The 20,768-nt window shown below is 37.0% G+C and carries 18 protein-coding genes and 1 pseudogene; 11 read left to right on the forward strand and 8 right to left on the reverse strand.

Going from position 1 to position 20,768, the window contains the following annotated elements:
- Positions 1-461 precede the first annotated feature (461 nt).
- From ACRX5O_RS04130 to xerS, 6 genes and pseudogenes are all read left to right on the forward strand, one after another.
- Positions 462-782 (forward strand): hypothetical protein, encoded by a 321-nt coding sequence (locus ACRX5O_RS04130; protein WP_433904768.1) that lies wholly within the window; start codon positions 462-464, stop codon positions 780-782.
- Between the two features lie 524 nt (positions 783-1,306).
- Positions 1,307-1,882 (forward strand): TetR/AcrR family transcriptional regulator, encoded by a 576-nt coding sequence (locus tag ACRX5O_RS04135; RefSeq protein ID WP_433904769.1) that lies wholly within the window; start codon positions 1,307-1,309, stop codon positions 1,880-1,882.
- A 156-nt stretch (positions 1,883-2,038) separates the two neighbouring features.
- Entirely contained in the window at positions 2,039-2,788 is a 750-nt protein-coding gene (locus ACRX5O_RS04140; protein ID WP_233319333.1) for an SDR family NAD(P)-dependent oxidoreductase, read from the forward strand.
- Positions 2,789-3,058: 270 nt separating this feature from the next.
- Positions 3,059-4,120: an alkene reductase gene (locus tag ACRX5O_RS04145; RefSeq protein ID WP_433904770.1), complete on the forward strand. Its 1,062-nt coding sequence runs from the start codon at positions 3,059-3,061 to the stop codon at positions 4,118-4,120.
- 113 nt (positions 4,121-4,233) lie between these two features.
- Positions 4,234-5,235, forward strand: a complete 1,002-nt coding sequence (locus ACRX5O_RS04150) for an NADP-dependent oxidoreductase (protein ID WP_433904771.1) — start codon at positions 4,234-4,236, stop codon at positions 5,233-5,235.
- A 34-nt stretch (positions 5,236-5,269) separates the two neighbouring features.
- Positions 5,270-6,187: pseudogene (gene xerS / locus ACRX5O_RS04155) on the forward strand (tyrosine recombinase XerS); the annotation flags it as partial.
- A 908-nt stretch (positions 6,188-7,095) separates the two neighbouring features.
- Here the strand turns inward: xerS and ACRX5O_RS04160 are convergent.
- The 3 genes from ACRX5O_RS04160 to ACRX5O_RS04170 form a co-directional block, all read right to left on the reverse strand.
- The gene (locus ACRX5O_RS04160; protein ID WP_433904772.1) at positions 7,096-7,575 is read right to left on the reverse strand and encodes a staygreen family protein; all 480 of its coding nucleotides are present in this window, start codon (positions 7,573-7,575) and stop codon (positions 7,096-7,098) included.
- 79 nt (positions 7,576-7,654) lie between these two features.
- Positions 7,655-8,434: a YybI family spore inner coat protein gene (locus ACRX5O_RS04165; RefSeq protein WP_433904773.1), complete on the reverse strand. Its 780-nt coding sequence runs from the start codon at positions 8,432-8,434 to the stop codon at positions 7,655-7,657.
- Positions 8,435-8,520: 86 nt separating this feature from the next.
- The gene (locus ACRX5O_RS04170; protein ID WP_433904774.1) at positions 8,521-9,390 is read right to left on the reverse strand and encodes an NAD-dependent epimerase/dehydratase family protein; all 870 of its coding nucleotides are present in this window, start codon (positions 9,388-9,390) and stop codon (positions 8,521-8,523) included.
- Positions 9,391-9,510: 120 nt separating this feature from the next.
- Between ACRX5O_RS04170 and ACRX5O_RS04175 the strand changes: the two genes are divergently transcribed.
- Complete coding sequence (locus ACRX5O_RS04175) at positions 9,511-10,356, forward strand: GNAT family N-acetyltransferase (RefSeq protein ID WP_433904775.1); 846 nt, start codon at positions 9,511-9,513, stop codon at positions 10,354-10,356.
- Positions 10,357-10,428: 72 nt separating this feature from the next.
- Here the strand turns inward: ACRX5O_RS04175 and parC are convergent, their stop codons facing one another.
- From parC to ACRX5O_RS04195, 4 genes are all read right to left on the reverse strand, one after another.
- Complete coding sequence (gene parC, locus ACRX5O_RS04180) at positions 10,429-12,876, reverse strand: DNA topoisomerase IV subunit A (protein WP_433904776.1); 2,448 nt, start codon at positions 12,874-12,876, stop codon at positions 10,429-10,431.
- Positions 12,873-14,852 carry a DNA topoisomerase IV subunit B gene (gene parE, locus ACRX5O_RS04185; protein WP_433904777.1) on the reverse strand — a complete coding sequence of 660 codons (1,980 nt, stop codon included), beginning with the start codon at positions 14,850-14,852 and terminating at the stop codon, positions 12,873-12,875. The genes parC and parE overlap by 4 nt, the downstream gene beginning before the upstream one ends.
- Before the next feature lie 326 nt (positions 14,853-15,178).
- A complete protein-coding gene (locus tag ACRX5O_RS04190; protein ID WP_433904778.1) occupies positions 15,179-15,592 on the reverse strand; it encodes a CoA-binding protein in 414 nt (137 codons plus the stop codon).
- 98 nt (positions 15,593-15,690) lie between these two features.
- Positions 15,691-17,412, reverse strand: a complete 1,722-nt coding sequence (locus ACRX5O_RS04195) for a glycosyl hydrolase family 18 protein (RefSeq protein WP_433904779.1) — start codon at positions 17,410-17,412, stop codon at positions 15,691-15,693.
- A 211-nt stretch (positions 17,413-17,623) separates the two neighbouring features.
- Between ACRX5O_RS04195 and plsY the strand changes: the two genes are divergently transcribed.
- From plsY to ACRX5O_RS04210, 3 genes are all read left to right on the forward strand, one after another.
- Positions 17,624-18,211: a glycerol-3-phosphate 1-O-acyltransferase PlsY gene (gene plsY / locus ACRX5O_RS04200; RefSeq protein WP_433905189.1), complete on the forward strand. Its 588-nt coding sequence runs from the start codon at positions 17,624-17,626 to the stop codon at positions 18,209-18,211.
- 133 nt (positions 18,212-18,344) lie between these two features.
- Positions 18,345-19,031 (forward strand): two-component system sensor histidine kinase NtrB, encoded by a 687-nt coding sequence (locus ACRX5O_RS04205; protein WP_433904780.1) that lies wholly within the window; start codon positions 18,345-18,347, stop codon positions 19,029-19,031.
- A gap of 91 nt (positions 19,032-19,122) precedes the next feature.
- Entirely contained in the window at positions 19,123-19,311 is a 189-nt protein-coding gene (locus ACRX5O_RS04210) for a hypothetical protein (RefSeq protein ID WP_433904781.1), read from the forward strand.
- 54 nt (positions 19,312-19,365) lie between these two features.
- On the opposite strand, the gene ACRX5O_RS04215 is transcribed toward ACRX5O_RS04210, so the two are convergent.
- Positions 19,366-19,536: a hypothetical protein gene (locus ACRX5O_RS04215; RefSeq protein WP_433904782.1), complete on the reverse strand. Its 171-nt coding sequence runs from the start codon at positions 19,534-19,536 to the stop codon at positions 19,366-19,368.
- Positions 19,537-19,711: 175 nt separating this feature from the next.
- On the opposite strand from ACRX5O_RS04215, the gene ACRX5O_RS04220 reads away from it, so the two are divergent.
- Positions 19,712-20,767: a phosphatidylglycerol lysyltransferase domain-containing protein gene (locus ACRX5O_RS04220; protein WP_433904783.1), complete on the forward strand. Its 1,056-nt coding sequence runs from the start codon at positions 19,712-19,714 to the stop codon at positions 20,765-20,767.
- Position 20,768 lies beyond the last annotated feature (1 nt).

Here is a 20,768-nt window from a genome sequence, read left to right on the forward strand (position 1 = left end):
GTGACAAAGTATCATGAAAAACACAAGCCTGCCAAATTTGATAAAAAGCAGCAACTTGAAAAAATACGTGCGGAGTACTTGAAAAAGAAGCAAGAACAAACAGATAAATAATATGAATGAAATCATAGGAAGACTAAAATCTCCCTATGTTTTTCTTATTCGAAGTTCTTTTTTCAATACTTAGGTAGCTGAATAAAAAGATAAGTCTCGCTCTTTTCAGCAAGTTACTTTCTCAACACCCCACACTCAAAGATAGTCAGGGAATACGTGCTTTACATCAATAAGAGAGGTTATTTAAGCAACCTTTTCTTAATGAACTAACGGGAGCTTTCGTTAAAGAGCCTTTTTCTTATTCTACTAAAGAAGCAGATTTGTTTAATAAGCACCACTGAGATTTTATGAAACATTTATAAGATTAAATCCGTATAATTATTAAGGTCTTATAGATTGGTGGTGTAATTTTGGAAACCAATGTCCAAACGCAAAATACTGTAATCTTAGCTAAAAAAGAAGCAAGTATGAGAAGATTATTAAATATGATCGGTATATTTATTTTTGGTGGTTTATCATTAACTAACGTTACAAATCCACTCCCATCGAGTTATTACACCAAAGAATTTTTGCTTTTTATTGGCGGGAGTGCAATTATCTATTACCTTATGGTGAATATCTATTTCATAGGACAGATAGGTAGAAAGCTTGTATTTACAATGCTTATCCTTTTAGGCTGTTTTAGTTTGTTTATGATATTTTATCTTTCGACTAATTCAATCCCACATTAAAACTATATTTTTTATTAGTAGTACACTAACAGGTGTATAGTTAAAGATGAGTTTGCTGCGGCGAACTTTTTTTCTGCAACAAAAGGGGCAGGTTTGTTTAAGTGTATTTCTTCACAAAGGTATTATAGAGAGGACTAAAGACGTTTATGCAGTTTTAGCACGCCCCAAACATTTTATTCTTTACCAATCGTTCTCAAAATGATATTATGGATTTGTAAGGTATTAACTAGTTTTTGTCATAATGAGAATGTTCATTCTAAAAATATGACTTAGCATTATCTTAAGTTTTCAGAAATAGATTAAAAAATCCTTTAAAGGAGGTGGAGTTGTTAACACGTATGGTTCATACTAACAAATGGTGAAATTGGTAGTAACTCTTAATGCTATTCTTTACTGTTCATTCTTAAAATGATATCATTGGCAAGGGACGAGAAAGTCAATATTTTACCTTATTAAGATTGATGATTACCTTTAAAGCATTAGATTTTCTGGTTACTCTAAGATTACTTAAAGGAAATGATAGTATGGCTAGAAATAAGGAATTTGATGAAAATGTAGTATTACGAAAAGCTATGGAACTTTTTTGGATACAAGGATATGAAAAAACCTCCATGCAGGATTTAGTAAAGTATATGGGTATCCATCGTCGTAGCTTATATGATACGTTTGGCGACAAGCACACTTTGTTTATAAAAGCGTTGGATCATTATAATGAAATTATAACAACTAGAATAGAGAATGAAGTAAGCCAGCAACATTCGGTAAAGGATGCCATCAAGCAGTTATTTAATATGATAATTGTCAGAGATAAACAACAACTTGTTGGATGTTTGACCGTAAATACTGCAGTTGAGTTGTCTTTACATGATGAACAAGCAGCAGAAAAGGTAACGGAGAGTTTTTCTATGACCGAATTACTGCTAAATAATCTAGTTCAAAAAGGTCAAACAGCTGGAGAGATATCTAAACATCTTGATGCAAAAAAAACATCGGAATTTCTTCATAATTCCTTAGTAGGTCTACGCGTTATGACCAAAACTACCGATGACACAGAAAAATTAAATAATATTATTGATATGACACTTTCAGTATTAGATTAATTTTTTTACTCTTTTGGGAATGTTCATTCTCGAAAAGGGTAATCAATCAAGCTGAACTTCACTTGTCAGATATCAAACTATCAAGCAAAGTTTGTGTCGATACAAACTAATGAACAGTTAAAGACTAATCGATAATTTAATTTGAGGAGAGTTAATATGAAATACACAGTCATTACAGGAGCAAGCTCAGGTATAGGGTATGAGACAGCGTTAGAATTTGCTGCTCGGGGAAAAAATTTAATTATAGTTGCAAGAAGATTAGATAAATTAGAAGAACTAAAAACCGCAATTCATAATATAGATCCTGAATTAGATGTTATTATTCGCACAGTTGACTTGTCTGTCACAGAGCAGGCATATAACCTGTATAACAAATTAAAAGGGTATGAAATTGAGACATGGATTAATAATGCTGGTCTTGGTGAATCTGCTTTTGTAGCAGATCAAAATTTAAGCAAAGTTGAAACTCTGTTACGGGTTAACATAGAATCTTTAACAATCCTTTCTACCTTATTTGTTCGAGATTATGCAGAGAAAGAGGGAACTCAGTTAATTAACGTATCATCAGCACTTGGATATGCAATTGCTGTTGGAACTGTCACTTATTCTGCGTCTAAATATTATGTTAGTGCATTCACTGAAGGTCTTGCAAAAGAACTAGAATTAAAAGGTGCAAAACTAAAAGCAAAAGTGTTAGCACCAGCTATGACGGAAACAGAATTTGCTAAAAATGCAACCGATTTGGATAGTTTCAATTATAAAGAAAATTTACCTATGTACCACACAGCTAAGCAAGTAGCTGGATTTATGATGGAATTATATGATAGTAATGCGGTAGTAGGTGTGGTAGACCAAAATTATGAATTTCAAATAAGAGGTCAAATTTATCCAATAATAGCAGGTTGAGTTATTAATACCTTTAGACTCTAATATAGGGTCTTAGTAAAGACTCGTAATAACTACAGTAATAGAGTTATAATCTGACCCTTTAATTACTGTGTTAGCTTTCTTTCTACACACCTATATTAGAATGTTCATTCTAATATAGGTGTGTCACTAATTTATATAAAAAATATAGAACTCAATGTTCAAAGGCGAAATAGCTGAGTTCGTCAATTCGTTCCTAAATTCAACATCTTTATAAGAAATTGTAACTATTAAAAAGGAGGAAGTTATATGAGCAAGTTATTTGAACCAGTCAGAATTGGAAATATAGAACTAAAAAACCGTTTAGGTATGGCACCAATGACAAGGAGTAGAGCATTGCCAGATGGAACACCTAGTGATTTGGCGGCAGAGTATTATGGCCAGCGTGCTTCGGTCGGTCTAATAATAAGTGAGGGTACTCAACCCTCTGAGGATGGTCAGGGTTATACAAATACACCTGGTATTTACACAGAATCACATATTGAGGGGTGGAAAAAGGTAACATCCAAAGTGCATAACGAAGGAGGACGTATATTTGTTCAACTTATGCATGTAGGTCGTGTCTCACATCCTGACAATACACCTCATCACCGTCAAGCTGTTGCCCCATCAGTTATTGCGCCTAATATAGAAATATTTACAGCACAAGGCATGAAGGAGATTCCAACACCTAGAGCGTTGAGTAAAGGAGAAATTAAGGACGTTATAAATGAGTTTCGCCTAGCAGCACGAGCAGCTGTAGAAGCTGGTGCAGATGGCGTTGAAATCCACGGAGCAAATGGTTACCTTATTCAACAGTTCTTAAGTGAAAATGCTAATCAACGCCAGGATGCGTACGGTGGGACGATTGAAAATCGTTCAAGATTCGCCATTGAAGTAGCAAAAGCAGTTGTTAATGAGATTGGACCAGAACGAACGGGTATACGCTTCTCTCCTCAAGGTACACTAAATGGAATAGAAGAGGGAGAAACAAGTAGGGAAATGTACCGTTATTTAGTCAGCGAGTTAGATAAACTCAACCTTGCATATCTCCATATTATGCACTTCGGAAATGAATCATTATTACAAGAGATTCGTCAACTTTGGTCGCAAGCACTTCTTGTTAACCGAGTAGGACGTACTTTAGACCAACTTACTGTAGACTTGGATAATGAACTTGCGGAAGTTATAACTGTAGGGACTTGGATGATAGCCAACCCAGATTTTGTAGAACGATTGAAATTGGATGCCCCACTGAATACGCCTGATAAAAATACCATATATGCAGGAGGAGCAGAAGGATATACAGATTATCCTTTCTTAAAAGAATAAAAGACAAGGTTTAACCGTTAACAAGACTAGACAACCAATGAATAAAATAAGCGAAAGATAATAAAAAACCATCAATGTAAGAGTTGGTGGTTTTTTAAAAGGAGATTAAGAATATGAAAGCTGCTCAAATTCAAAAATACTCGAAAAACATTGAAGCACAGATTGTTGATATCCCTATACCGAGTATTAAAGAAAATGAAGTATTGGTAAAGGTAAAAGTTGCTGCAATAAATCCACTTGAAATATTAAATATTACAGGAAGTGTAAAATTAATACAAGACTATGATATGCCTCTTACATTAGGAAATGAACTAACAGGAATTGTCGAAAAAGTGGGTAATCCTGACTTTGGGTTTAAGGTTGGAGATCCTATTTATACAAGACTCCCGATTGAAAAAATTGGAGCATTTGCAGAATATGTTGCAGTTGATGCTAAATCGATATGGCATTTGCCGAAAAATTTAGATTTCGTTACGGGAGCTGGTGCACCGTTAACTGGTTTGACGGCATACCAAGGCTTAGTAGAAGAGTTAGAAGCAAAAAAGGGACAAACTGTGTTTATTCCAGGAGGTTCAGGAAGTTTTGGACAAATGGCTGTTCCTATAGCTAAAGCAATGGGATTAAAGGTCATTGTTTCTGGTAGTCCTTCCGCAAAAGAGAGAACTATGAACGCTGGTGCAGATCAATATATTGATTATACTAAGGAAAATTATTGGGAAATACTAGACGAAGTTGATTTTGTAATCGATACGCTAGGTGCTGAGGAATTCGAACGGGAGTTATCCATAATAAAAACAGGTGGTCGGTTACTAAGTCTTCGTACTGCACCAAATAAACAGTTTGCAATAGATAAAGGTCTTCCTAAATGGAAGCAATTTATTTTTGGATTAGTGGGCTCGAAATTTGATAAGAAAGCAAAGAAAAAAGGTGTTCAATATCGCTTCATTTTCGTTAGAGCTGACGGAAGACAATTAGAAAAAATCACAAAAATCATTGAAGAAAACAATATTATTCCAGCAATTGATCCTACCAATTTTACAATTGAAGACATTAATGATGCATTAAATTTAGTAGTAAGAGGAAAGACAAAAGGAAAAGTAGTTATTAAATTTTAAAGGTAAGTAGGAGTGGAAGTAGCAATGTCGATTCATTTCTGAAGGTTTTCATAAGGAAGACATGAAAGAAATTCCTTTATCACTATTTGAGAAACTAACCGTGCAACAAGTTGAAGACTTTTTAAGTTTTTTAAAGTTTCAATTAAACAATAGAGAAATCACGATCAATCGAAAATTATCCTCTTTAAAGTCCTTATTTAATTACCTACAGAATATAGCGGAAACAGATCAATTAGAGCCTTATATTAAAAGAAATGTCATGGCTAAAATCGAATTTAATGATGTGTCTGAGAACCCGGAAACGGTAGCAAATCGTATGGAAGGGAAAATCTTAATGGGAGACGAATACGAGCGTTTTAGAAGCTTTGTAGCCCATGAGTACGGTGAACAAAACAGTTCTAACAAACATATCGTTCGTTTTCATGAGTTAAACAATGAGAGAAATACAGCTATTGTATCACTGTTCTTGGGTTCAGGGTTAAGATTAACAGAGCTAGTTTGGTTAAACATTGAGGACATTAACTTCTCAAAATCATCTGTAAGAGTGATTAGAAAGGGGAATAAAGAGCAGTACGTATATTTCAGTGAGCAGGCTCAACTGGATTTAGAAGCCTATTTAAGCGTTAGAGCAAGTAAGTACAATATTAATAAAGACAACAAGGCATTGTTTGTTGCGGCTCCTATGGGTCCTAAAGGAACAACCAGGAGGCTATCAGCCAGAGCCATTGAGAAAATGATTGAAAAATATGCGAAAGCATTTGGAAAACCATCATTATCTGTACACAAATTGAGACATTCGTTTGCTACCAGGTATCACGCTGAAATCAATGATGTGCCTAAATTGAGACGACAATTAGGGCATTCCTCTATAGAGACAACTATGATATACACTCACATTAAAAATGAAGATCTAAAAACAGCTATTAATAAATTCAATATGCCAAAAGAATAAAATACATAACAATCGTTTTTAATCAAATTCACAAGATATTTAGTATTTTTGTGTCATAGTTTCAGTATTATTGTGTCATTTAATATTAAGTATCTTTGTGTCATTTTCTTAATTTATGTCGCATTCTAATTATAAAATGTATAACAGATGCAAATAATTAAAATAAGTACAGTAAATAAATATAAATATACAAGCTATAACTTAAGTTTCAGTATCTTTGTGTCACTTTTGTAAGTATTTTTGTGTCGCTCGTCAAAAAAGTAGAAGGGCTCATTACCGTTCTATTTGAGTTTGTTTCTAGTTTACATAATATCTATTATACACAGTTCTTTAAACAGAGACGGAAGAGGTCTCAATATCTAAGTATACTTAAAATAGTGAGACGGAATTTAGATTTTTATCTAAGACCATTGAAATATTTTTAAACTGCCTTGCAGCTAATTCAAACTGTTGGTTCTCTGGATTATATTTTGCTTTAGTTTTTTTATTAGAGTTTGCTAATTGTTTTATAAGTCTCAGCATAATACTAGCGATTCTTATTAGTATCTATCCAGATCTCATTATTATTAATTAGTTTACATAATATTATTATATGCAACTTATCTCTTCAATAAACGCTCAGTCAATAATGACTAAGCGTTTCATACACATGTTAGTTCGGTTTTACCAGTTCCCAAATGTATTGGTCACCTTCCCGAATTCCTTCTCTATCCTTTGAATCGGATATCCCACCGAGTTCAAGATATGTACAGCCTCTACCTCAGTTGCATTAATTATCCATTTCCCTCTTTTTTTCAAAAAAGCCCATGAAAACGTTTGCGTGTACGTGTGGGTATCTTATATATTCAATTAACAAGTTAAGAGTCCTTCCCAAAACAAAAAACCTAACGGAATGTCAGGTTTGACGGTTAAACAACTCGCTGTTGAAGGGCGGTTGTTAAATAATACCTAGGAGTGCCGAAGTACATGTATTGGTTATATTGTGGGTAGGAAGACTCGAATTGTATATATATCGGTGAGTCTAATAACCATGGATAATTTTGATAGAATTTTTGGTCACCATATACCATTGCTGTTAGTGCTAATGGTAGCTCTTTTTGGAAAATGTGAAAGCGAATCATCGCATAATTTTCGTCAAATTCTCCGTTAGTAATATACACTTTCCCTAATAATGTGTATTGACCCATGACAGGTTTCCACTCTGCTAACACTTCATCTCGAAATTTGGTATTCACAGCATCAAAATCGTAGCAATATCCAATTGTTAAAAATAGTTCACCTGTTACGTCTGAGTGCGTTAAGGTATATTTTCTCTCATCTACAGGTTTAAAGGGTGTTGCTGGTGGAAAGTATGTCACATTTAACATTGCCGGATCAAACTTACTCATGTAAGCCTCACTCCCCTGGATGATGAAGTAGTATTTACTACTGTATTTTATGTGATTGAATGTTAAATGTGACAACAGCCTATTTTTTCTTCTTCGTTGTATTCTTGCGTAACTCCATAACATTCGTATCAAGCAGCTTCCATTTTCCGTTTTCATACACCCAAGATGACTCCACATTTGCAATGGAATCAGCATTGTAAGCACCGCTAATTCGTTGCGATCCTTTTAAGCCTATTTGGTCTCTAGTCACTTTAACGGGTTTTAGCATTCCAAACGGAAGTACCATGAGTTCTGCAGGTTCATTAAGTTTGCCATTATGATATAACCCGAGCCGTTCGTAATCTTTTGCTCTATTTCTTAAGTCAAACTGATACGACTCATTGGTATTTTCTATAGTCATATTGGCTTTATATCCATTTAGAAATGAAGTTTGAATAACTAGTGGTTCAGGGACGGTTATATCGGTTAACAGATCATCCTTTACTGTATATAAATAATGATTTGATAATCCGCCACTTCCTCCCGTGTTAACCGCTAGAAATAAGTCTTTTACGCCATCATTGTTCAGATCTTTGAAATCTATTCGTGGTTCGTACCCACCTTCGAGATTGATTTTATGGCTTTTTCCAGTTGCAGAAAGGATTTCCAATGTTATGGAACGTAAAAAGATCGCTCCTTCCTCAAAGGGCTCACCCTTCACATATATCGTATCAAGTTTTCCATCTCCGGTAACATCCAATTGTTCTTTGACTATGACGCTTTCAAGCATGTTAGCTTCCTCTACTGCATATACGCCTGTTATCGCGGATAGTGACATAAAAAAGAAGGCAGCAAAAGCGAACAATAGCTCTTTCTTCATTTAAAATTCCTCCCTGAGCAAATATCAGTATTTTATTTTGCCCATAAGTGGAAAAAAGATGTAGAAAAAACAAATTTAACAAAAAATTAGTTTGCTAAATGTTTAATGAGTCCAGGTAACCAATCAGTTAGATTACTAAAACGAAACCCAAGCTCACTTGCCTTAGCGTTGCTCATATTCCAGTTGTTTTCAATACCGTATGGTGAGTGTTCAGATGGGTTAAAAGTATTTGGGAGAATGGCCTTCTTACCGACCGCGGCTTCTATAAATGCCATCAATTCTGCCATTGATATCTCCTCGTTTGCACAAGCGTTGATGGGGCCAGTGAAGTTTTGCTCACTTATCCAGGCAAGAAAGCTGCCAGCCTCCTTTTGATGAATGAATCCCATTTTGGCCTGTAAGTTTGGAAATCCGATCACGACCCCTTCTTTTGCTCGGTTAATATGTAGAAGTAAACGTTCCGTGTAATCATACTCCCCGAGAACAATTGGAATTCTAACAGCAATCACAGGAAAGGCTGCCTCCTGGAAAAATACCGCCTCCGCTTGTCGTTTTCCTTCCTGATAGGTCACTTGATCTGGTGGTGTGTCAGAAATAGGATAAAAATATGGATCAAAATCTGCTTCAACCACATGTTCAGCATAGTCATAAACTGACATCGTTGAAGTAAAAATGTATGTATGAATCTTGTTAGTTAGTGCTTGAATGGCAATTCTCGCATCTCTAGCGTTAAAGCAAATCTGATCAAATACAACATCCCAAGTTCTCCCACTTACAGCTTCCTTCACAGAATCTAAATCAAATCGGTCAACCATTAGCGTTTCAACAGTGTTCCCAAATGGATTCACACTGTGTTGTCTTGTTGCGACTGTTACTTTTATCCCTTTGTTAAGTAACTCATGAACTAAATTTACTCCGAAAAACCTTGTTCCCCCAAATACTAAAGCAGTTTTCATTCTGTTTTCTCCTCCTCAACATTAATTGAATCATATCTAAATATATTCAATTAATCCTTCCTATTCACCTTTCTGTCCTTCTGTTAAAATTAGGAAAGATCCCTTGAAAGGAAGAGATATATGCTGAAAAAATTCACTCCGCCCTTTTCAACAGAAATTTATGAGCAGTTATCACTATGGGTGTCACAGCATCAAAATGTACGTGGTATAAACTTAGAAGTACCAATGAATCTCTCTTCTGTTCTAGAGGAGGAAGACGGTTCTCCAGATTATATCTATATCATATATGAAGGGGATAAGATGACAGCTGCTGGGTCGGTTGTTGATATATTAAAAACAAAAGATTTCGAGATTGGTTTTGCTGCTAGTGATGAACAAACCGCAAGAGATTTGATGAGTAAAATCCACCAAGACTTACTATCACACTTCCCCACCACCATCACTGCGGTAATAGATGAAAGAGCAACGCTTGAGAAAAATGCTTTATTAGAATTGGGAGCAAATAATGAGGTGTGTGAAGCCCAATTAATGGTTTCTCAATTAAGTGGCAAGAATCCTGCTTTTCCTATTGAGCTAGTTGAGTATCATTCTAGTCGTCACAATGACTATCGTGAAGTATTAATGGATAGTTTTGGTGATGAAGTAGAAGAAGCGGAAGCTATTATTCAATTGTCACTCTCACAGCCAAGTAGGACACTTTACGGTATCCATGTAAACGGAGAAATGGTTGGAACGATCAATCTTATTCGCTCAGATAATGCCTTTATTACAGCGTTTGCGGTTCGTCCCTCACATCAAAAGAAAGGAATAGGACGAGCTGCTTTACATGAAACAGTTGACATGCTTTTTGAAGAAGGCTATCGGTCGGTATCCCTCGATGTGGAAATGAAGAATACACATGCACTCAAGCTGTATGAAGAAGTTGGCTTTCAAATTCAATTCATGTTTCAGTTTTTTAAAATGTGAAAATATCAATAAAAATACAAGCTCAGAGATCGTTTCTCTGAGCTTGATTATTTTTACGTATTATATAAAGTTTTAGTTATTTGTAGCTTCGTTTGCTTCTTTTTGAGCAACCGACCATACAGTCTTTGCTTTGCCAGCATCGGTTTCATCAATAATAAATGATCCATTGGAGTAACGGTCATTATGTCTTATATCAGAAGCACGTACTTCCTCGACTTGACCTTTTTCTGTACTCACAAAGATTTGATCTTCTTCACTCACGATGACTGCACCGATTACCCGGTGTGGGTTCGCCTTTAATTCTCTTAACATGATCACTCCACGCTTGGCACGTGAAGTTAACTCAAATTCATCTAACTTCATCTTCTTGATTGCTCCGCGCTGAGTCACAATCACAATGCTTTGAGAACGAGGATCATCGACAATTTTACCAGCTGTTAGATAATCGCCATCCTTAAGGTTAATTCCCTTCACACCTGCAGCTCTAGCGCCAACGATACTTACCTCATCTTCTGCGAAACGTAAACCGTACCCTAAATGAGTCGTTAATAGCAACTCCTTCGTACCATCCGTTTCATGAACATCAAGTACTTCGTCGTCATCTTTTACATTAATAGCAACGAGTGGCTTCGAATATCTTTGAGCTTTATATGCCTTCAGTTCTGTTTTCTTAACCATTCCATTTTTCGTAATGAACAACAAGAACGCTTCCTTCTCAAAATCTTTAACAGGAAGTACCCTGATAATCGTTTCGTTACGATCAATTGGAACAAGATTTGCGATATGTTGACCGAGGTCCTTCCAGCGAATATCAGGAAGTTCATGCACTGGACAGTACAAGTAATTCCCTTTATTCGTAAATAACAGAACCACATCGGTTGTGTTCATATCAAGCTGTGCGAGTAATTGGTCGGAATCCTTCATACCAAAATCCTGACCATTCGATGCAGCATACGACCTCGGGCTAGTACGTTTAATATAGCCTTCCTTCGTCACAGTGACAATCACATCTTCGCTTGCTACCATAACTTCAAGATTGATCTTAATTTCTTCAATCTCCGCTTCAATAATGGTACGACGTTGATCGGCAAAGCGCTTTCGAACATCCTTTAACTCTTTTTTAATTACAGAAAGAAGCTTGCTCTCACTCTCTAAAATAGCTGTAAGTTCATCGATCTTCTTAGCAAGTTCATCTGCTTCGTTTTGAAGAGCAGTGATATCTGTGTTTGTTAAGCGATATAGCTGTAAAGAAACGATTGCTTCGGATTGTGCTTCGGTAAAGCCAAACTTCATAATCAAGTTGTCTTTTGCATCACGCTTGTCTTTTGATCCACGAATCGTTTGGATGACTTCATCTAGGATGGATAATGCTTTCATTAATCCAGCCACGATATGTTGGCGGTCTTTCGCCTTCTGTAAATCAAATTGAGAGCGTCGAGTTACTACTTCCTTTTGGTGCTCAATATACGCATCCAGAAGCTGTGTAAGTCCCATGAGCACCGGACGACGATGATGGATGGCAACCATGTTAAAGTTGTATGCAATTTGAAGGTCTGTGTTCTTGTATAAATAGTTTAGTACACCTTCAGCATCAGCTTCTTTTTTTAATTCAATCACGATACGAAGTCCAGTACGGTCCGTTTCGTCACGAACCTCTGACATTCCTTCTATTTTACGGTCTAAGCGGAATTCATCCATCTTTTTCACAAGGTTTGCTTTGTTTACTTCAAAAGGAATTTCTGTAATAACGATTTGCTGCTTACCGCCACGAACCGTTTCAATTTCTGCTTTCCCGCGAACAATGATTTTCCCTTTGCCCGTTTCGTAAGCCTTTTTTATTCCGTCTACCCCTTGAATGATTCCACCAGTCGGAAAGTCAGGTCCTTTAATCACAGTCATTAAATCATCGACCGTACAGTTCGGCTGATCCATCCTCATGAAGACACCATCGATGATCTCATTTAAATGATGAGGCGGGATTTCTGTTGCATATCCAGCAGAAATCCCTGTAGAACCATTGACAAGAAGGTTAGGGAACATCGCTGGAAGAACGGTCGGTTCATTTGCTGTATCATCAAAGTTTGGTACGAAATCGACGGTTCTTTTGTCAATATCACGCAATAACTCAGACGAAATTGCACTTAAACGTGCTTCCGTATAACGCATCGCAGCTGGTGGGTCACCATCGATGCTCCCGTTGTTTCCGTGCATTTCAACAAGAAGATTACGAAGCTTCCAGTCTTGGCTCATACGCACCATGGCATCGTACACGGAGGAATCTCCGTGTGGGTGATAGTTACCAATTACGTTACCGACTGTTTTGGCCGATTTACGGAACCCTTTATCGTTTGTGTTTCCTTCCACATGCATCGCATAAAGAATACGTCTTTGTACTGGTTTTAGGCCGTCCCTTGCATCAGGCAAGGCACGGTCTTGAATAATGTATTTACTATATCTTCCGAAGCGATCACCAATGACCTCTTCAAGTGGTAAATCGCGAAATTTTTCCGTCAAACTCACTGTTCAGTAACCTCCTCAGCAACAGAAATATTTTCATTTTCTAAAATACTTCCGTCTTCCTCTAAACCGAAGGCTACATGTGTTTCAATCCACTTACGGCGAGGCTCAACCTTATCGCCCATTAGTGTAGTCACACGACGTTCTGCACGAGCAGCATCATCAATGCGCACACGAATTAATGTTCTTGTCTCGGGATTCATAGTCGTATCCCAAAGCTGGTCTGCATTCATCTCGCCTAGTCCTTTGTAACGTTGAATCATATAACCCTTACCAACCTTTTTAATGGCTGATTGTAAATCGTCGTCGCTCCATGCATACTCAATAATTTCTTTCTTACCTGTTCCTTTACTTACTTTATAAAGCGGTGGAAGGGCTATGAATACTCTTCCAGCTTCAAGAAGTGGTTTCATATAACGGTAAAAGAATGTAAGGAGAAGAACTTGGATATGAGCACCATCAGTATCGGCATCGGTCATAATGACAACTTTATCGTAGTTAATATCGTCAATATTAAAATCTGCTCCAATTCCACCACCGATAGCATGGATGATCGTATTAATCTCTTCATTTTTAAAGATATCCTGTAACTTTGCTTTTTCTGTATTGATAACTTTTCCTCTGAGAGGAAGAATCGCTTGAAAACGACGGTCACGACCTTGTTTAGCAGATCCTCCAGCAGAGTCACCCTCTACTAAATAAAGTTCATTTTTCTGAGGATTTCTAGATTGGGCTGGCGTTAACTTCCCTGATAAAACAGCCTCAGATCGTTTCCTCTTCTTCCCGCTTCGCGCTTCTTCTCTAGCTTTACGAGCGGCTTCACGAGCTTGATACGCTTTAATCGCTTTACGTATCAATAACGTACTGGTCTCAGGGTTTTCTTCTAAAAAGTAAGACAGATACTCAGATACAACCGAGTCTACTGCAGAACGTGCTTCACTCGTTCCAAGCTTTCCTTTTGTCTGACCTTCGAATTGAAGAAGTTCTTCCGGGACACGTACGGAAATAATCGCTGCAAATCCTTCTCGAATATCCGCTCCGTCAAGATTTTTATCCTTTTCTTTTAACAGGCCGATTTTGCGTGCATATTCATTAAACACACGAGTCATGGCTGTTTTTGCACCAGCCTCGTGTGTTCCACCGTCTTTTGTACGAACATTATTGACGAAGGAAAGAACATTTTCCGAATATCCATCGTTGAATTGGAACGCGTAATCCACTTCAATTCCACCGCTCGTCCCTTCGAAGCTGATGACTGGATGTAATACGTCCTTTTCCTCGTTTAAGTATTGAACAAACGCTTCAATTCCATTTTCGTAATGGAAAATCTCATGGAAGTCATTACGGTCGTCAATAATTTCTATTTTCATGCCTTTTAAAAGAAAGGCAGATTCTCTCAAGCGTTCACACAGTGTTTCATAATTGTAGGTCGTCGTCGAAAAAATCGTCGCATCCGGCTTAAAATGAATAGTCGTACCTGTTTGATTCGTTTTTCCTACTTTCTCTAAAGTAGTCACAGGTTTTCCGCCGTTCTCAAAACGCTGCTCGTAGACAAAGCCGTCTCGCTTAATCTTTACCACGAGCCATTCGCTCAATGCATTAACAACCGATGCACCTACACCGTGTAGCCCACCACTTGTTTTATAACCACCTTGACCGAATTTTCCCCCAGCATGAAGGACGGTTAAGATGACCTCAGGAGTGGGTTTTCCCATTTTGTGCATACCAGTTGGCATACCACGCCCTTTGTCTTGCACACTAATGGAATTATCTCTGTGTATTTTTACAATTATTTGGTCTCCATGACCTGCTAATGCTTCATCGACAGAGTTATCTACTATTTCATATACCAAATGGTGAAGCCCTCGTGAATCTGTACTACCAATGTACATTCCTGGGCGTTTTCGAACCGCATCTAACCCCTCTAGTACCTGAATGGCATCATCGTTGTATTCAAACGTTCCTTGATTTTTTGCCACGTACAATACCCCTTTCCTTCCGTGCCAGCTACATGTCTCTATCTATGTAATGGACCTGAACGTCTTATACCTATTCGTTCTTACAAGTGAATTATCCTTTAAATATTATGAAACGAGGATGAAGAACAAATGTTCCTACCTCGTATTTTATCACATTTTTTAAGACACCTATGCTTTATTGTATATATTTCTTGTGATTTGGCAAATGGATATTTTAAAAAGAAAAGTATTTTAGACGAATATTCTTCGATTATAGAAATGTTTATAAAGCCTATGTTAAAAAGAAAAACACCCTAATCCTAATGACTAGAGTGAAGGAGAAAAAATTATTTTGTCAAAGCATGTTCTACTTTAATGCATCGATTCATAACGACAGTGTAGTCTTTGCTTTTTAAAAATTCGTACGCTTCTTCATTTTCTAATCCTAACTGTGCCCAAAATACATCAGCATCGATTTGATCGAATTCTCTTGCCACCTCTGGGAGAAATTCAGATCGTCTAAACACATTCACAATGTCTACATGGCCTTCAATATCAGTCAATTTGGCTACGGCCTTAATACCAAATACTTCATCTACGGTTGGGTTTACTGGAATAATTTCATAACCAGCATTTTTCATAGCTTCAGAAACCATGTAAGAGGTACGCTCTGGATTATTGCTTATTCCAACAACAGCGATTCGCTTTGTCTTTTTTAAGATTTGCCCCAATTCTTCACGGCTCGGATATTCGATTGGCATCAAACTCACTCCTCTTAATTTTTGTTTAGTATGCCCTTACATTCTTTAATCATAGCCAATTGAATGATAAAAGGCTAGGAGAAAGTCCTAGCCATTCATTACTTTTTCACTATTTGCTGGTTAAAAGTTTGCAGAGCGGTCCATGCTGTTTCATCGGCAAAATATCTGGACCAGCTCGCCACTCCCGCAAGATCATACTTTACCGCTAAATTAGTTCTTGCGGTAAGAGACTGTTCATCTTCAAGCCATACCTTGTAGGTAGTTGCCTGATCGGGAACATAAAGCTCGGCATAATTTTGTCCGCTAGCTGCATCATAGATAGGAGTTAAGTTATTCGTGGTTAACCATTCTTTGATTTGTGCCATGCTTTTGGATTTTGAGGAAACTTCACCGCTGTCTTTGATTTCCCATAGTCTTGTGTAAAGAGGAATTCCTAAAATCAGCTTTTCATTTGAAACGATTTCCAAGAGCTTTTGAAGGTTTGTCTCAACCCATGGAAGACTTGCTACGCTCCCTGCTTTTGGCGAGGAACCCCAATGCTCGTCATAGGCCATAATCGCAAGATAGTCGACAATTTCTGCGAGCTTATCACGTTCATAGAAAGCAGACCAATTGCCTTCCGCCATAAACGTAATGTCCATCGTAACGATCAAGCCTGCTTCATGAAAGTATGGCGTTGCCTCTCGAACAAATTGTGTCACAAGCGGTCCGTCTTCTTCTCTTACATTTTCAATATCAATATTGATTCCGTTCAGCTCATATAATTGACTGTAATGTAGGAGCTCTCGAATCATCTTCTGTCTCGTCTCATAATCCTTAAAGGCTGCGTGAGTAAGGTCGGGATCAAACGCGTTGGAGAATAGTCCCCATACTTGATAGCCCTGTGCTTTTGCCCATTTCGAGTACTCGAGAGAAGCAAGGTTCCCGATGCTTCCAGTTTCATCCTTTAGTTCGAACCAGGTTGGAGAAACAACGTTTACTCCGTTCATTTCAGGAATCATAGTGGTATCTGGGTTTTTCGTATATACTGCCTCCCAAGTTAGGTTTATGGGTCCTTCAAAGTTTGGAGCATTTACAACTTCTTTTTCATATTCTACGACGATGTTTTCCTTTTCCTGTGTTTCAATTAAATCCTTAGATATATATCCAGCAACTCCGTCTATTTTTCTCACAAAATAGAATTCTTCTTTTTCATCTTCAATCCAAATCTTTTCCCCGTTTGAAACGTCTGCAACATAAGGAGATCGTAAGGTAGCGTCCGTTCGTAGTCGAAGTTTTTCCTCGTGCACATCCTCATTCGTAATAACAGCATTTTGAAGAGTATCTCCATCCTTTTCAATCCATATAGCATTTGAGTTTTCTAGTACACGATAGATTACAGGATAAAACTGAATGACCGGGTCAAGCGCTACATATAATTGGCCTTGTTCATCTACTAAAGGTGCAAATTGAAGTTCAACCGGCTTCTCATTAATAAAATAGGTTAATGACTCTGTAGGCATTTGTACCACTTTATTAGAGGTAGTAATGATGATTGAATTTGATTTTTCATCAAACGCGACACTGTCATCAATATTCTCCTCCAAAAAGTCTAACGATACATAGACGCTTTCCCCTTCTATAATGGCATTCCCTTGTTGTTTCCCTTGAAATAGAACAGGATTTTCTCCCGTGAAGTAGCTTGTTTTTTCACTTGAAGCAAAAGGATAAAAGAATAATAGAATACTAGAGATAATCACAAGAATAGATGCAATGAGACCCGTGATGATCCATCCTTTTGATACAATCGGTTTTTTCTTATATGTTTCTAGACGTGCCATGGTTCACTCTCCCTTCCCTTCATCGTACCCGAAAAGATGATCTTTTGAAAAGAGGGTTTCGACATTCCTTCATTTTAGCCTCTAAATATGACGATTGAATAACAAAAAAGTTACGAGAATATAATGGAAAAAACCATTTGTACATGGTTTTTTAAGCAATACATGGTACAATAATAAGACGGTATATGAAGTGTGAAGGAGTATTTGTATGATGGAAATTGCATTAATAGTTATTGTTTCTTACCTACTTGGTTCCATCCCCTCAGGGTTAATTGTTGGAAAAGCTTTTTACGGAATTGATATCCGTGAGCATGGAAGTGGAAATTTAGGTGGAACCAATACGTTTCGTACTTTAGGGAAAAAAGCAGGGATTATTGTTACCGCTGCTGATATCCTAAAAGGTACACTTGCCTCGTCCCTTCCTGTTATATTTGGAGTGGAGGGCCAAATTGATCCTTTAATAGCGGGGATGATTGCGGTTGTTGGGCATATGTATCCTGTGTTTGCTAATTTTAAGGGTGGAAAAGCGGTCGCTACGTCAGGTGGAGTTCTTTTAGCATGTGCTCCAGTTATGTTTCTTGTGATGGTCGTTGTATTCTTGCTTAGCTTATACATAACGAAGTTCGTATCACTTTCTTCAATCATTGCATCCATTGTAGCAGTGATTTATGCAGTGATTGCAAAGGAACCACTGTTAATTATCGTCGTTTCTCTGCTTTCATTATTTGTTATTTATCGTCATCGAGCAAATATCAAGAGAATTATTAATAAAACAGAACCGAAGATTAAATGGATGTAAGACCCGACATAGGGTCTTTTTTTTTGACTAAGATTTTGCAGGTTTTGACTTTTTTAATGAAAAACATACATATTACGATGAAATTCCCCATATAGATGGAGTAGAAATTACGCTAGATGGGAGATAAGAGAAAATGACGGACGACATGAAAAAGTGTGAAACAACAGTTGCTGAAATGGTTCATGAAGTGAAAAATCCTTTAACAACCGTGAAGGGCTTGCTGCAATTATTGAAACCATACTTGGTGATGATAGAAAAAGAACAATATGCGGATCTCGCCATAAGTGAAATTATCCGTGCGGATGAGTTACTTACAGCGTATGCAAATTCAAATACATCCATTTCTCCACGACAAAAGCATGTGTGTGTGAACATGTTATTGGAGGAAATGAAATTGCTTTTTGAAAGAGAAGCCAATGTATATAGAATTCAATTTTATACTCATATCGATCCCGATCTTCCTAAGGTAGATGTTTGTCGTAATGAATTAAAACAAGTACTCGTAAATTTAGTGAAAAATGCCGTTGAATCTCTAATGGAGGTCAAAGATAACCGAGTCCGCAAAATTACTTTAGAAACCAAAGTTCAAGGAAAAAGAATAAATGTGATGGTAAAAGATAATGGTTCTGGGATGGATCAAGCGACCCTTGCGCAACTGTTTACTCCCTTTTATACCGAAAAATCTTATGGTACAGGCTTGGGATTATCAATTTGCAAAAAGCTCATTGAAAAGCATGATGGACTAATCACCGTTGAAAGCCAAAAAAACGTGGGAACCACCTTTCAAATTGCCCTACCCTCTCTAGCAGATGTCGACTAATTGTCATAAGATAAAACCCTTTCATACCAGAAATAAGATACGATAATAGTAAGAAGCTGATGCCTTTATGTGAAAGGGTGAGATGTAAAAGATGAAAGGATTCTTACAAGATAAACTTGTGTATACGACTTCAACAGAGCACTATGAAGAAGATCAATTCCCTTTAAATTGGTTTGATGGTTCTGGAATGTTAAGTAGGACAAAGGATTTCAATGAATTAATGGATTTATTAGAGGAATTGGATGAGGAAATGATAAAAGACCTTACTGAATATGTGTAAAAAGAAGGACCGACAAGAGCATCTAATGCTCCTCTTCGGTCCTTTTTTTCGGTGTTACGTTTCTTTAATTAACTCATCTTCAAAGAAAAAGGTATTAGGGTATTCCTGAACAATATAGGAATATCTTTTCATATTTTTAACATATTGACATTTAGAGATGACGACAGACTCACCAGACGCTTTTATGCTTACTTCTTCTCCGTTGTTATATAAATTTTTTTTCATTCTCTCATCCTGTCTCTAATTAAATTTTGATCCTAGAAAATAAAGTATTACTCAATTATGACAGTCCTATTTATTTAAATCCAGTTTTTTATTGTTTGGTAAAAATTTTATCACTCATACAAAGTGGAATATGGTATCTTTATGGAGGTGAATTTTATCAGGAGGAACGAACGATATGACGAATAACATGTTCTCTCTTAGTAAAACAGAGCATAAGGATGAGCGAGTACTTTCCTTCTTAGAAGAAAATGGAGGAAATCATGCTTCACACTTAATTTTGTTGCGCGATAAAGAGTTATTTTGGGCAGTAGAACAAAAGGTGTTAATTGCCTATAAAAAAATTGCTAATAAATTGGTAGTGTTAGGCGACCCCATCGGTGATGAGGATTATATGGCTGATGCAATAAAAGAATTTCATGAATACTGTGATGAACTCCGTCTGACTCCTGTTTTTTATCAAATCAGTGCTCGATTTATGCACTATTATCACGAAACAGGCTTCTCGTTTATGAAGCTTGGCGAGGAAGGTATTGTGGATGTAAAGAACTTCTCTCTTGCAGGAAAACAGGGGGCGAAGCTTCGTACAAAGTTTAATAAATTTACAAGAGAAAACTTTCATTTTCGAGTCATCACTCCTCCCTATTCGCATACCCTTCTTACAGAGCTTCGTGCCATTTCTGATGAATGGTTAGGCGACCAAAAGGAAAAAGGGTTTTCGGTTGTCTCATTCAGTGAGGAATATGTGTCTTCGTATCCGGTTGCTCTATTAACGAATGCGGAAGGTCGAGTGGTCGCTTTTGCTACGTTAGCTACAGATTATAAAGATACAGTGACGATTGATTTAATGAGAAAGACAACAAGTTCTTCATACGGAACAATGGATGTACTTTTTATTCATATTTTTCAATGGGTTAAAGAACATGGATATCAGTACTGCAGCTTAGGCATGGCCCCGCTTGCCAATGTTGGACAAAGCAAATACTCGATTACTTGTGAAAAATTGATACGATACATCTTTTTACATGGTAATGCCTTATATAAATTTAAGGGTCTTCAAGAGTTTAAAGGCAAATTTACTTCAAGTTGGGAACCAAAGTATTTGGCTTATAAAAAGTCCCCTTTGATTCTTGTGATTATTCAATTGATTCTATTAATTAATCAACCTCCTTTATCAACGAAGACAAAAGAGGTTGTAGGAAAGCTTAAATATCTGATTAAGAAAGCAGTGTAAG

The sequence above is a fragment of the Robertmurraya mesotrionivorans genome (genome assembly GCF_050971805.1).
In the GTDB taxonomy this organism is placed as follows: domain Bacteria; phylum Bacillota; class Bacilli; order Bacillales; family Cytobacillaceae; genus Robertmurraya_A.

What these genes read in the sequence shown, in the direction of transcription:
- ACRX5O_RS04135 (WP_433904769.1), top strand. Translation starts at nt 1,307, where the DNA reads ATGGCTAGAAATAAGGAATTTGATGAAAATGTAGTATTACGAAAAGCT.
- ACRX5O_RS04175 (WP_433904775.1), top strand. Translation starts at nt 9,511, where the DNA reads ATGCTGAAAAAATTCACTCCGCCCTTTTCAACAGAAATTTATGAGCAG.
- plsY (WP_433905189.1), top strand. Translation starts at nt 17,624, where the DNA reads ATGGAAATTGCATTAATAGTTATTGTTTCTTACCTACTTGGTTCCATC.
- ACRX5O_RS04210 (WP_433904781.1), top strand. Translation starts at nt 19,123, where the DNA reads ATGAAAGGATTCTTACAAGATAAACTTGTGTATACGACTTCAACAGAG.
- ACRX5O_RS04140 (WP_233319333.1), top strand. Translation starts at nt 2,039, where the DNA reads ATGAAATACACAGTCATTACAGGAGCAAGCTCAGGTATAGGGTATGAG.
- ACRX5O_RS04190 (WP_433904778.1), bottom strand. Translation starts at nt 15,592, where the DNA reads ATGCCAATCGAATATCCGAGCCGTGAAGAATTGGGGCAAATCTTAAAA.
- ACRX5O_RS04170 (WP_433904774.1), bottom strand. Translation starts at nt 9,390, where the DNA reads ATGAAAACTGCTTTAGTATTTGGGGGAACAAGGTTTTTCGGAGTAAAT.
- ACRX5O_RS04195 (WP_433904779.1), bottom strand. Translation starts at nt 17,412, where the DNA reads ATGGCACGTCTAGAAACATATAAGAAAAAACCGATTGTATCAAAAGGA.
- ACRX5O_RS04220 (WP_433904783.1), top strand. Translation starts at nt 19,712, where the DNA reads ATGACGAATAACATGTTCTCTCTTAGTAAAACAGAGCATAAGGATGAG.
- ACRX5O_RS04145 (WP_433904770.1), top strand. Translation starts at nt 3,059, where the DNA reads ATGAGCAAGTTATTTGAACCAGTCAGAATTGGAAATATAGAACTAAAA.
- ACRX5O_RS04150 (WP_433904771.1), top strand. Translation starts at nt 4,234, where the DNA reads ATGAAAGCTGCTCAAATTCAAAAATACTCGAAAAACATTGAAGCACAG.
- ACRX5O_RS04215 (WP_433904782.1), bottom strand. Translation starts at nt 19,536, where the DNA reads ATGAAAAAAAATTTATATAACAACGGAGAAGAAGTAAGCATAAAAGCG.
- ACRX5O_RS04205 (WP_433904780.1), top strand. Translation starts at nt 18,345, where the DNA reads ATGACGGACGACATGAAAAAGTGTGAAACAACAGTTGCTGAAATGGTT.
- ACRX5O_RS04160 (WP_433904772.1), bottom strand. Translation starts at nt 7,575, where the DNA reads ATGAGTAAGTTTGATCCGGCAATGTTAAATGTGACATACTTTCCACCA.
- ACRX5O_RS04165 (WP_433904773.1), bottom strand. Translation starts at nt 8,434, where the DNA reads ATGAAGAAAGAGCTATTGTTCGCTTTTGCTGCCTTCTTTTTTATGTCA.